The 12,369-nt window shown below is 42.5% G+C and carries 9 protein-coding genes; 1 reads left to right on the top strand and 8 read right to left on the bottom strand.

The window, feature by feature from the left end; all coding sequences use genetic code 11:
* Positions 1-217 precede the first annotated feature (217 nt).
* From L1068_RS06435 to L1068_RS06405, 7 genes are all read right to left on the bottom strand, one after another.
* On the bottom strand, positions 218-1,012 hold the full coding sequence (locus L1068_RS06435) for a transporter substrate-binding domain-containing protein (RefSeq protein WP_237129561.1): 795 nt from the start codon (positions 1,010-1,012) through the stop codon (positions 218-220).
* Positions 1,013-1,047: 35 nt separating this feature from the next.
* Positions 1,048-1,440, bottom strand: a complete 393-nt coding sequence (locus tag L1068_RS06430) for a hypothetical protein (protein ID WP_237129560.1) — start codon at positions 1,438-1,440, stop codon at positions 1,048-1,050.
* Between the two features lie 13 nt (positions 1,441-1,453).
* Positions 1,454-2,395 (bottom strand): ornithine cyclodeaminase family protein, encoded by a 942-nt coding sequence (locus L1068_RS06425; RefSeq protein ID WP_237129559.1) that lies wholly within the window; start codon positions 2,393-2,395, stop codon positions 1,454-1,456.
* Between the two features lie 11 nt (positions 2,396-2,406).
* Positions 2,407-3,498, bottom strand: coding sequence for a Xaa-Pro peptidase family protein (locus L1068_RS06420; RefSeq protein ID WP_237129558.1), 1,092 nt, complete (start codon positions 3,496-3,498; stop codon positions 2,407-2,409).
* Entirely contained in the window at positions 3,495-4,541 is a 1,047-nt protein-coding gene (locus L1068_RS06415; protein WP_237129557.1) for a proline racemase family protein, read from the bottom strand. The genes L1068_RS06420 and L1068_RS06415 overlap by 4 nt, the downstream gene beginning before the upstream one ends.
* An 89-nt stretch (positions 4,542-4,630) precedes the next feature.
* Positions 4,631-5,740 carry a methanobactin export MATE transporter MbnM gene (locus L1068_RS06410; protein WP_237129556.1) on the bottom strand — a complete coding sequence of 370 codons (1,110 nt, stop codon included), beginning with the start codon at positions 5,738-5,740 and terminating at the stop codon, positions 4,631-4,633.
* A 1-nt stretch (position 5,741) separates the two neighbouring features.
* Complete coding sequence (locus tag L1068_RS06405) at positions 5,742-6,374, bottom strand: MbnP family protein (protein WP_237129555.1); 633 nt, start codon at positions 6,372-6,374, stop codon at positions 5,742-5,744.
* 106 nt (positions 6,375-6,480) lie between these two features.
* On the opposite strand from L1068_RS06405, the gene L1068_RS06400 reads away from it, so the two are divergent.
* Positions 6,481-9,204, top strand: a complete 2,724-nt coding sequence (locus L1068_RS06400) for a choice-of-anchor B family protein (RefSeq protein ID WP_237129554.1) — start codon at positions 6,481-6,483, stop codon at positions 9,202-9,204.
* Between the two features lie 53 nt (positions 9,205-9,257).
* On the opposite strand, the gene L1068_RS06395 is transcribed toward L1068_RS06400, so the two are convergent.
* A complete protein-coding gene (locus tag L1068_RS06395) occupies positions 9,258-12,368 on the bottom strand; it encodes a CusA/CzcA family heavy metal efflux RND transporter (RefSeq protein WP_237129553.1) in 3,111 nt (1,036 codons plus the stop codon).
* Position 12,369: the final 1 nt, after the last annotated feature.

Here is a 12,369-nt window from a genome sequence, read left to right as displayed (position 1 = left end):
AACGATATTCTTGAAGCACAATAATACCTCCTTGGTAATGTGAAATACCTAACATGGCTTGAGTGTTTGAACGACTTCAAACACTTTAATAAACTGTAGCACTTTAATTAAAAGCGTCAGGTATTGGTTAGCTATTCACCTTTAGTATAAGGGTTTTATATTACGACCCAAGGCCAGCATGTTTATGCTTATCATAAGCTGTATGAATAGAAAGGAGTTAAAAATTAACTTTTATGAATGATGAACGCCATTGCTGTTCAATTAAATTATATTCTTCAGAAGCATGTAAGCTCGCTAAACTTTGCTGTAAACGCTCAACTAGCTGTTTGTCAGATCCTTTACTAAGAGCAACATACAACTGGGGAGTATGCCCTAAATCAACAACAGGCACAAAATCGTTTAAATCAAATGCCATTTGCTTACTAAGCGCAATTAAATTGTTTTTCTGCAATACAATCGCATCTACACGCTGTTCTTTTAATGCGTTAATTGCTTCAGGCCAATGCCTTACCTTCATTACGTTTTTTTCAGGCCACTGATAGCGTGCAACAATTTCATCCATAATGTAATCGTCTCTTGCGACGACCAAGGTTAGGTTTTGCATTGACTGAGTCGTGACGTTTGCTTGTTCACGTGCTTTTAATTGCCATAAAAACAATGAACTTTTGCTTTGTAGTATTGAGCTATTTGGAAAAACCGGTCCAATCCACTCAAAACTACTTTCACGTTTTTGCGTTCGGCGCATTGAGTAAATTAATACGTTTTTTTCTGTGGTAGCAATATGATAAGCACGAGACCAAGGCAATACTAAATGCTCGGTGGATATTTGCTCTCGGCGCAGTAACGCCTTAACAATATCGACAGCAACGCCATCGAGTTTTCCCCCTGACTTAACTTGATAAGGAGGAAAGTGCTCTGTAACAACCATTTCAAGTTCAACAGCACTTACGCGGGTAGCCACTAATACAACAATCAGTAATAAAAAGCTAATCCCCGTCCAACGTCGCCACATCGCATATTCAATAAAAAGAAAACAATACTGTTAGTCTAGGTGAGTGCTAGCGTAAATAAAAGTGTGCCGATTAAAGGAAATAAATAAGCGATGATTCGATTAGGCATTCGATATAAAAAAGCGTTACTTGGGTTGCTAGGATCAACAAAAATAAACACTTCTTGATTATTCTCCAGCGCCGTTAAGCAAGACTTATCGTAATCAACAATCACGCTATGTTTGGTTTGTTCAAAACAGTATTGCAGCATCATTTGTTTATCTTTAAAACTATGAAATGGCATCAAATCTTGTAAGCCAACTAAGGTGGCTTTTTCAATCGCGCAAGCACGCCAAGAGCGCTTTCGTTGACGGCACAAAAAATAATATACCCAAGGCTCCAAACCCCAAAATAATATTAACCCGCCAACTAATAACAGCTCTAACTTCATGCCCATTCCCAACTTAGTTAGATAACTTATAAACGAGATTAGCAGCCACAAGATCGCTAAGTGCCGTGCCCACCGATTTAAATAGAGTGATGCTGCTTTCTTGCTGCCTACCAGAAACGCGTTTAGCACATAAGTCGGCTAATTCACCTTTTATTTGCTGTTGGCTAAACGCTCCTTCAGCCATCGGAATTAACAACTCGCCCGCTTCATTTAACACATTTGTTAGGCCATCCACGTACACTTCACTTTGTATTACCGTTTGCGTATCACACTCTCGGTAATGTTTGTGATGGTTACCGATTAGGTCAATGTGCGTACCAGCACTCAGCCAGCTACCATCAAACAATGGTTCAGGTGAGCCTGTTGCACAACTAATTGTGCAAGCGCTTGCAATCGTCTCTTTATCGGCTTGCCCAGCAACAAAGGCAACGTGACTAAATTCGCTTTGTAACTGGCTAATTAAGGTATCTACCTTGTCACGATTACGGCCAATAATGGTCACTTTACGGTAATTGCGAACTGACAAATGCGCTTTAATCATATAACTGGCAAGGTTACCGCTACCAAAAAACACTAAATGTTCAGCATCTTTACGTGCTAGATATCGCACCGCTAATGCTGAAACTGCTGCGGTGCGCCAAAGCGTCACACTGGTACCATCCACCAGCGCAAGCGGTACGCCATGCGCTCGGTCAAACAACATAATTTTGGAATATAAGGATTCAAAACCCGCTTCGCCATTTTGCGGGAAATAAGTAAAGGATTTCACCCCAATCACCTCTTCATCCCACGCAGGCAAAACAGCAAATGCATTATTCGAAGGAGCACCCGGATGTAATTCAAACACTTGTCGCTGTGGCATTAAAAAGTTGCCTGCAAAGCTAGTATTAAGTGCTTTAATTAAGGCATCAAACGACAGGCTAGATAACACCTGTTCTTTTTCAATTATTTTCATGGCGTATCCTCTTAGCCTCTTTCAGGTAAAATCATTTGCTTAGGGGCATGGGTAAGTAGCTTGTAGCCATTTTCAGTAACCAAAATATCATCCTCTAAACGCACACCACCAAAGTTTGGAATATAAATTCCCGGTTCAATAGTAATGACATTACCTACTTCAAGATGGTAATCACAATTTGGCTTTATAATTGGAAATTCATGTAAAAATAGCCCCACGCCATGGCCTAATCCTTCACCTGCATACTCAGCAAAGCCCGCATTTTCAATAACTCGATGACTTGCTTTTAAAGCATCAGTTGCCGCAGCACCTGCAACCACTTCAGCCATAGCTGCGGCCTGTGCATCGGCGACAGTTTGATAAACCAATTGTTGTTTTTCACTGGCTTCGCCATAAATATAACTGCGCGTCATATCAGAACGATAACCATTAATCACAGCGCCAAAATCAAGGGTAATCAAATCACCAACTGCGAGTTTGCGCTCTCCCGGCATACCATGTGGCAAAGAGGTGCGTTCGCCAAATAACAAAATCGTGTCAAAGCTCATGCCGTTTGAGCCGAGCTTTTGCATGCGATATTCAAGCTCAAGTGCAATATCGCGCTCACTGGCTCCGGTTTTAAAATAAGGCAAGGTTTCGTTAAGTGCTTGGTCTGCAATCGCTGCTGCAAGCTCAATTTGCTTTACTTCCCAATCATCTTTTACAGAGCGCATTCGTTCAACAACACCTTGTATTGGTGTTAATTGTGCAACTGACAACTCTGCATTTATTGCTTGCCAAGCCCCAACATTAATATGTTCAGCTTCAAAACCGAGCTTAGCGTTTTCTTCGATAAGGCGATTAAAGCAATGGCCTAACGTTTCGTTATCACGATCGCGACAAATGACTTCAAAGCCTTGGCTTTCATTTGTGGCTTGCTCTGCGTAACGGTAGTCAGTGACTAAATAACCACTATTTTGATTAATCAATAAATACGCGGCATGACCGCTAAAACCAGATAAATAGCGAATATTCTCATAGCCAAAAATCAATGCGCTATCAAGTTGTGAACTCGTTAATAAACTGCGAAACGTCGCTTGGCGTGATAAAAATGGGGTACTCATCGGAAAATAAATCCTGTGTTTAATGCATCGTTATGATCAAAATAAAATGTGTTTTTACCTACCACATTAGCGCTCCCACTCACTTCGGGGATCACCGCCATGTAATCACCATATTCTAGTGTATCAACCACTTTAACGCTGAACTGTGAGCCTAAAATACTTTCAATTACAATCTCTTGCTGTGCTTCAATTTCGTTTTTAGCAAAGTGAATTGCCGCCCGACCTGCCACACCCGAACCTGTTGGGCTGCGATCTAACTCACCTTCAGCAAAAATACACACATTGCGGCTATGCGAATCTGGATGCTCCATTTGGCTATGCGAAACAAAAATAGTGCCGTACAAAAAGCTTAAATCAGCTTCAAAAGGATGATTAATTTCGGTGCTGGCAATCACTGCCTGTTTAATACGCTTACCCCAATCAATAATTTGATTGCTGTTATCTTGCTTCAGAGACAAACCAATGGCATCCGCATCAACATAGGCATAAAACGCGCCGCCATAGGCTAAGTCAAAAGTCACAGCCCCTATACCTTCAACCTCGATTTTCTGTGCTTTTAGCGCTAAGAATGAAGGCACATTTAAAAAACGAATATCGCTAATTTCACCATTCTTAACGGTTACCGATGAGCGAATTTGACCACAAGGCACATCAAAATTAATCTGATTAACGCCTTCTTTTTTGTTTATCACACCCGCTTCAATTGCCGCTTTAGATAGCGCAATAATGGCATGACCGCACATAGTGCTGTAGCCTTCGTTATGTAAAAACAGCACACCCAAGTCACTGGTATCTCGCTCGGGCTCAACAATCAATGCGCCATACATATCTGCATGACCGCGAGGTTCAAACATCAAGCCTTTTCGTAAATCATCATGATTAGCTAAACAGTCCTGACGTTTTGCTAAAATGGTGTCGCCTTTTAAAGTAGGAAATCCCGATGTAATAATACGTAACGGCTCACCACCTGTGTGCATTTCTAGGGTGGTAATTTGTTGTATTACTTTGCTTGGTTGCCAATTAACAAACGCATTTGTGTTCATATTTAGCTTTCTATATCGAAATCAATATTTGCATACAATATACCTTTGTAAATATTAAAATCAATATAAAGCCCTGCATGGGTAAGTGATTATTGCTTAAAAGGATTACTAAATGCTTTGTTTTTAATAAACTTTTCGTCAGTTAAAGTATGTAGAAATGCCACTAAGTCTTGCTTTTCTTGTTCAGTTAACTGAAAACCTTTAATAAATGCACTTTTATATGGGTTTTCACGGCCATCGCCGCGATGCTTGCCAGTTGTAATATTACGGCCTGCACCGGCATAAAAATCAATCACTTGCTCTAAAGTTTGTAAACTACCATCGTGCATATAAGGAGCTGTTAAGGCGATATTACGCAATGTTGGCGCCCTAAACTTACCCATATCCTGTGGCGTTTCTGTAATCGCAAATAATCCTTGATCACTTAGCGGAAAAGCCCCTTTGCCATCAATATTATAAAGGCCTGTATTATGAAACGGATGACGGTCTAATTGCTGCTTTTGATGGGTCGTTGATTGCGTAAAGTTAAAACCACCATGACAATGGTGGCATTCTAAACGCTCAGAAAAAAACAAATCCATGCCGCGTATTTCGCTTGCTGTTAGGGCATCATCCTGCATGGCGTAGGCATATTGATCAAAACGACTTTGAAACGAAATCAAACTACGGGTAAAACTAGCAAGCGCTTTAACAATGTGATCGAAATTAGCATCTTCAGTGCCAAAAGCGCGCTCAAATAATGTCTTGTACTGTGGCGTATTAAAACGTGCTAACACCTCTTCTTCGTGCCCTGTTACGCCCATTTCAAGCGGTGTTTCACCAAATAACGGGAGCAAAATTTGCTGTTCCAACTCTGTCATTTCAGAGTGAGCCCAGGTCAGTGTTTTATTGTAAGCAACATTTACTAAGGCCTGCGCATTGCGATGATGTAGCTCACCTGTGGAGCCAATTGACGTTGGGATCATTTCGGCAAATGCTCGATCTTGCTGATGACATGACGCACAGCTTTGCAACCCATTTGCTGACAAGTTTTTGTCGTAAAATAAGTGTCTACCAAGTTCAACTTTATCATCACTCATAGGGTTGGTTGAAGGTACTTGAGGAAACGGAAAGCCCTCTGGTAGTTGCCATTGATAAGGCTTGCTTGGTTCGCTACAACCGACAAGTAATAGTGCCAACAACAGTAAAGAACGACGCATATTATTCCTGATAAAATATCTTAGTTGTTAAGTTGCTAAACAACTGCTGACAAATCTCGTTCGCTTGTTCACTCATACAAGAGCGAGAACGGTTCACCTCAGTAAGTAAACGATCTAAATCTAAAATAATTGGTTTTTGCACATCGAATTGGGCTAGTTCAAACCGATAACGGTTTGGGTAAGCACACGGTGCTGAAGGCGCCCGCAAACGCGATGCACTTTTACAGCCGGTACTGCCTAGATGAAATGCAAACCCATTGTCGCCATCAAAGCGGAAAAATTTATGGCCTAACTGCCAACTCCAAAACATTTCACTAATATTAAGTGGTGATGCCGCAGTAAGTGGATTTAGGTGATTTTCATTGAACGGAACCGCCATCTCAAATGATAGCTTTTTTCCGTCTAAATCATCTGCCATAAGCTCAACTTGCCAACTTTTTTTCTCACAGTTAGCACCAATTAGCGCCACACTATTTGATGATAATGGACTCACTTTAATGGTTATTTCGCTGACAGATTTGAACTCAGACACAAACCACATTAACACTTGCCGTTCATCACATGTGTGTTGAACGCCATGTTGTTTTACAACAAATTCAATTTTAGTCGTTGATGGCTTTTGGCACGCAAGCAAAAAGCCCATTAACAAAAGTATACAAAATGACCTAAGCAAGGTGGTTTACTCTCTTCATTGATTAGTTACACTGTAATTAATACAGGAACAGGATTCTAACAAAGTTATGATGACTCAGAAACTTACACTGCTAACACTTGCTTTGGCAAGTAGCATTACTAGCCTGAACGCGATCGCACATACAGAACATGATAAGGCGCGTTATGTAACCGAAAACGGAATTGATAAAGGCGACTGCAACAACCCCGTCAGGCCATGTAAATCCATCGCCTACGGAGTATCGCAAGCAAGTAAAGGTGACAAAGTATTGGTTGCCAGCGGTCAATACGAGTTAAAAAATGAATCTGAGCTATTTTATTTACAAAGCGAGTTAGTACCCGTGTTAGGCGGCTTTAACCGCTTTGACCACTTTCAAGTACAAAACCCTAATCGCAACAAAACACAAATTGTTGGTGCACCAATAGCCTTGCATGACATGCTGCAAAAGGCTGGCTTTAATGTCATTGCAGATACTAAAAGCTTAACAATTTCAAAACAGTTAAAACAAAAACTAGCACGTCACCAAGCACTTTTTGAGCAGCAAAGTAGCACAGCATGTGTAAATGGCCGTGCCGGTTCGTATTCCTGTAACAACGTAGATTTAGTCGCCCATGTACCATTGCCAGCAAACACCTCTGGCAATGATATTTGGGGGCATGTTGATTTAAATAACGGCATTGAATATGCCATTATGGGGTTCTCTGATGGTATTCGCGTATACAGTTTGGCCGATCCTACAAACCCAACATTAGTTGGTCGTGTCGCTGGCGCGAATACGACATGGCGCGATATTAAAGTACTGCAATATTACGACGAAACTTTAAAAGCCTATCAAGCGTACGCCTATGTAACAGCTGAAGCAAACACTGGCGTGCAGATAATTAACCTAAATAATTTACCCACATCGGTATCGCTCTCTGGTACTAACTTCACAGTGAGTAGCGCGCATAATGTGTATGTCAGTAATGTTGATTACAGTTTAAATCTACCGCTCAACGGCCAATCTGCAAAAATGCAAATCGTTGGTTCAAACAAATATGGCGGCTCGTTTACTACCTATGACTTAACAACGCCCAGTAATCCCAGCAAAAGCTTTGATATTGGCTCAACATCACGGGCTAACTACACTCATGACGCCACCAGCATGTCGATAAACGACACCCGTGCTACGCGAGATTGCGTTAATGCCACTAGCGGTGTGTGTGATGTATTTATAGATTTTAACGAGAATGAAATTCGCATTTGGGATGCAACCCAATCTGCCAATACAGAACGTTTAGGCCAAGTTGGCTATGATGATGTTGATAGCAGCAGCCAGTATGTTCATTCAGGTTGGTGGCACGAGAACAAACGCTACGTGTATGTGCATGATGAGTTTGATGAGAATAAAGGCGGTTTAAATACCACTGTACGCATTCTAGATTTAGCCGATTTAACACAGCCAACGATTGTTGGTAAATGGACCAGTAATAACCGCACCATCGACCACAACGGCTTTGTTAAAGGCAACCGTTATTACATGTCTAATTACGAGCGCGGTTTAACTATTTTAGATATTAGTGACCCAATCAATCCGCAAGAAGTCGGTTACTTCGATACATTCCCAACATCAGATAATCCATCATTTAATGGTGCTTGGGGCGCTTATCCTTATTTACCGTCTGGCAATATTTTAATCAGCGACATTAATAGCGGCTTGTACGTATTAAAAGATAACACTCGTGATAATAACGTTAATGTAGCGTTTGAAAACACCGAATTAATTGCTGAGCGCAGTGATGAACTGCGCCTTGTCGTCACTAAGCCATCCGCAGTTAGCGATGAAGCTAGTGTTGAATTTGAAATCATCAATGGTAGCGCATTACTTGATAGTGATATGAACCTACGAAATAGCTCTCAAACATTAACTTGGGCAGCCAACGATACAACACCTAAAGTAATTGGCATGGCGCTTACAGATAACGGTGAAACATCGCTTAAAGATTTTTATATTCGCTTACACAACGCATCAGGCAACCTTGAAATCGGTGATAACCGAATTATGAAAGTCACCATTAATGGCCTTGCCAGCCAAGGCAAAGTTGGTTTTGTTCAAACAAGCCGCACCTTCTCTGAAAAAACAGGTGATGTAAATATTGAATTAAGCCGCATGGGTGGCAGCCGCGGCCAAATTACCTTTGACTACCAAGTTGAATACCTAACAGCGAGCAGTAACGATATTTCTTTTGAGAATGGCACTGTAACTTGGGCTGAAGGCGACACTGCCAATAAAACCATTGCATTCAGCATTACGGACGATCAAGAAATTGAAGGTGCTGAACGCTTTATTATCAAGCTCACTAATAATGATGACAGCCTGTTAAGCAATCAGCAGATTGAAATTACCATTTCAGATGACGATAGCAATAGCGCGCCTGAGGTGTACGCCGGTAACGATATAGAGTTGGCAACAAATGCATCAACAGTGTTAAATGCCGCAACTGCGAGCGATGATCGCACAGAGCAACTGAATTATCAGTGGCAATTTGTCTCAGGTGTTGCAATTAATATCACTAATGCAGATAGCTTAACGCCCAGCGTTTCAGCTAGCAGCGAAGCGGGTACTGCTGTCATTTCATTTACAGCAACCGATGAACATGGCGCGAGCAGCAGTGATGAGTTAATCATTACCGTTGTTGCACCAGTTATTCCAGTAGGCCCACCGGTACCAGAAGAATCAAGCTCATCCAGTGGTAGTTTACCTATTTACTTATTACTACTAATGTCACTGTTAGCAATTCGTAGAAGGTAAAAAGTTAGGCCTGATTATCTTTGAAAAAAAGCGCCTTTTGGCGCTTTTTTGCTTTATGCTTGGGTGCGTTCATTGCGATATAACAAGTAATACGCACAAGGTAATACCAGCATACTAACCAGTGGGCTTATCACCATACCGCCAAGCATTGGCGCTGCAATTTTTTGCATCACCTCACTGCCCGTGCCGCCACCCAACATAATCGGTGTTAAACCAATTACGATAGTCAGTACCGTCATCGCTTTAGGGCGAACGCGCTGTACCGACCCCTGTTTAACCGCAGTTAAAATATCCTGATGTTGCTTTAACGCCTGATTGAGGTAAATCAGCATCACGACACCAAATTCAGCCGCAACCCCCGCAAGGGCAATCATGCCTACCGCAACCGCAACGGATAACTGATAATCCAGCAAATAAACAAACCATAATGACCCCGCCAGTGCCACGGGCAGTGTTAACATCACTAACGTTGCCTGCAGTGATGAATTGAATGCGAGGTAGAGAATGATGAAAATAATCGCCAAGGTAATTGGGATCAGCAATTCCAATTTACTGGTAACTCGTTCCATATACTCGTACTGGCCAGAAAAACGGATGCTGTGCTTAGCAGGCAGCACTAACTCACTATCCAGTGCCGCTTTGGCAGCCGCAATATAATCACCAATAACCGTATCTGGCGCTAAATCGACAAATGTCCACGCAATAAAACGACCATTTTCGCTTTTAATCATCGCTGGGCCATCTTTAATTTCAATATCAGCAACCTGTTCTAGCGTGACCCATGCACCCGTTGGTGATAAAAACGGTAATGTTTTTAGCTCTTCAATTTGGTCACGATAACGGCGTGGGTAGCGCAAGTTAATTGGAAAGCGCTCTTTGCCTTGCACCGACTGGCCAATATTGGCGCCACCTAACGCATGCCTAACTAGATTTTGAATATCAGCAATATTTAAACCATATTTGGCTGCGTCTTTGCGCCTTGGTGATATATCAATATATCGCCCTGACTGCGCACGTTCGGCATACGCCGATAGCGTACCAGGTACATTCGCTAAAATACGCTCCACATCACGGCCTATTTGCTCAATTTGCGCTAAATCATCGCCCGAGATTTGAATGCCAACTGGAGTTTTAACACCGGTCGACAACATATCAATACGGGTTTTAATCGGTTGCACCCAGGCATTGGCAAGTCCCGGAAAATTCACACTCGCTTGCAACTCAGCAATAATGGTTTCAAGGGTGACTCCTTCGCGCCACTCGCTCTTTGCTTTTAACTGAATGGTGGTTTCAAGCATGGTGAGCGGCGCAGGATCGGTTGCGGTTTCTGCGCGACCGACTTTACCAAATACGCTAAGTACCTCGGGCTGCGTTTTAATTAAGCGGTCGGTTTGTTGTAGTATTTCACCCGCCTCCGCAATGGAAACTCCCGGCAGCGTGGTTGGCATATAGAGTAAATCCCCCTCTTCCAACTCAGGCATAAACTCACTACCTAATTTAGAAAGCGGGTAATAACTTGATGCCGCAATCACAATAGCAACCAACAGCGTAAATTTAGGTACTTTTAAGCACAGTTCTAGAGTCGGGCGGTAGATTGCTACTAATGCGCGAGTGAGGTAGTTATTTTGCTCATTTGGAATATTACCACGTACTAAATACCCCATTAGCACAGGCACTAACGTCACGCTTAACAGTGCCGCAGCCGCCATTACAAAGGTTTTGGTATAGGCAAGCGGGCTAAACAATTTCCCTTCTTGTGCTTCAAGGGCAAACACCGGCATAAAGCTCACTGTGATTAAAATAAGCGAGAAGAAAAGCGCAGGCCCAACTTCCACAGCGGCTTTACTTACTAACTGCCAATGTGCTTTTCCCTTAGCGTTTTCGCCAGTTTCAGCGCGATAATGCTCAAGGTGTTTATGGCAGTTTTCCACCATAACAATAGCTGCATCAACTAAAGCGCCAATCGCAATCGCAATACCACCCAAGCTCATAATATTGGCATTAATGCCCATTAAGCGCATTAAAATAAAGCCCGCTAATACCGCCAACGGTAAACAAATCACAGCCACTAGCGTTGAGCGTGCATGCATTAAAAATACTAAGCACACCAAGGCAACAACAATCATTTCTTCAATCAGTTTTGACTGCAAGTTTTCAACCGAGCGTTCAATTAAGTTTGAGCGATCGTAAACCGTTACAATCTCAACCCCTTCAGGTAGGCTCGGGGTAATTTGTGCAATTTTAGCTTTTACATTGGCGATAGTCGTTAGCGCATTTTCGCCATCGCGCATCACCACGATGCCACCAACCACTTCACCTTCACCGTTTAATTCGGCAATGCCTCGGCGCATTTGCGGGCCCAAACGAATAGTCGCAACATGTTCTAGCAATAACGGGCTACCGTCGTCATTTATTATGCCCAGAGGAATAGCTTTAAACGCAGCTAAATCGGTTAAAAAGCCGCGACTGCGCACCATATATTCAGCTTCGGCCATTTCAAGCACCGAGCCACCCACCTCACTGTTGGCATTTTCGATTGCAGACTTTACTTGTGTAAGCGTTACGCCGTACTGCATTAGCCTCAGTGGCTCAACGACTACTTGATAGCTTTGCACCATGCCGCCAACGGTAGCAATTTCACTTACTCCCGCCACTGACTGCAATTCGTACTTTAAAAACCAATCTTGCAAAGTACGTAACTGGGCTAAGTTTTGTGTGCCGCTTTTATCTATTAAGGCATATTGGTAAACCCAACCGACCCCTGATGCATCAGGCCCTAAGGTTGGTTTGGCATCACTTGGTAAATTAGCAGTAACTTGGTTTAGGTATTCCAACACGCGCGAGCGTGCCCAATACAAGTCGGTATCGTCTTCAAAAATAATGTAAACGTAAGAGTCACCAAAAAAGCTAAAGCCCCGCACCGTTTTTGCTTTTGGTACTGCCATTAAACTGGTTGATAACGGATACGTTACTTGCTCTTCAACTACTTCAGGTGCTTGCCCCGGAAAGCTGGTTTTAACAATGACCTGCACATCCGAAAGATCAGGAATAGCATCAAGCGGTGTTTGCTTTACCGAGTAAACGCCCAATATCGCTAGCATGGCAGCCAATAACAGCACCAATACCTTGTACTTTAAACTGGTTTGAATAATCCACTGCAACATA

It is taken from the genome of Pseudoalteromonas sp. MMG024 (assembly GCF_021654175.1).
Classification (GTDB): Bacteria; Pseudomonadota; Gammaproteobacteria; order Enterobacterales; family Alteromonadaceae; genus Pseudoalteromonas.
This window is presented reverse-complemented; position numbering and strand designations above follow the sequence as displayed.

What these genes read in the sequence shown, in the direction of transcription:
- L1068_RS06395 (WP_237129553.1), bottom strand. Translation starts at nt 12,368, where the DNA reads ATGTTGCAGTGGATTATTCAAACCAGTTTAAAGTACAAGGTATTGGTG.
- L1068_RS06420 (WP_237129558.1), bottom strand. Translation starts at nt 3,498, where the DNA reads ATGAGTACCCCATTTTTATCACGCCAAGCGACGTTTCGCAGTTTATTA.
- L1068_RS06435 (WP_237129561.1), bottom strand. Translation starts at nt 1,012, where the DNA reads ATGTGGCGACGTTGGACGGGGATTAGCTTTTTATTACTGATTGTTGTA.
- L1068_RS06400 (WP_237129554.1), top strand. Translation starts at nt 6,481, where the DNA reads ATGATGACTCAGAAACTTACACTGCTAACACTTGCTTTGGCAAGTAGC.
- L1068_RS06415 (WP_237129557.1), bottom strand. Translation starts at nt 4,541, where the DNA reads ATGAACACAAATGCGTTTGTTAATTGGCAACCAAGCAAAGTAATACAA.
- L1068_RS06410 (WP_237129556.1), bottom strand. Translation starts at nt 5,740, where the DNA reads ATGCGTCGTTCTTTACTGTTGTTGGCACTATTACTTGTCGGTTGTAGC.
- L1068_RS06425 (WP_237129559.1), bottom strand. Translation starts at nt 2,395, where the DNA reads ATGAAAATAATTGAAAAAGAACAGGTGTTATCTAGCCTGTCGTTTGAT.
- L1068_RS06430 (WP_237129560.1), bottom strand. Translation starts at nt 1,440, where the DNA reads ATGAAGTTAGAGCTGTTATTAGTTGGCGGGTTAATATTATTTTGGGGT.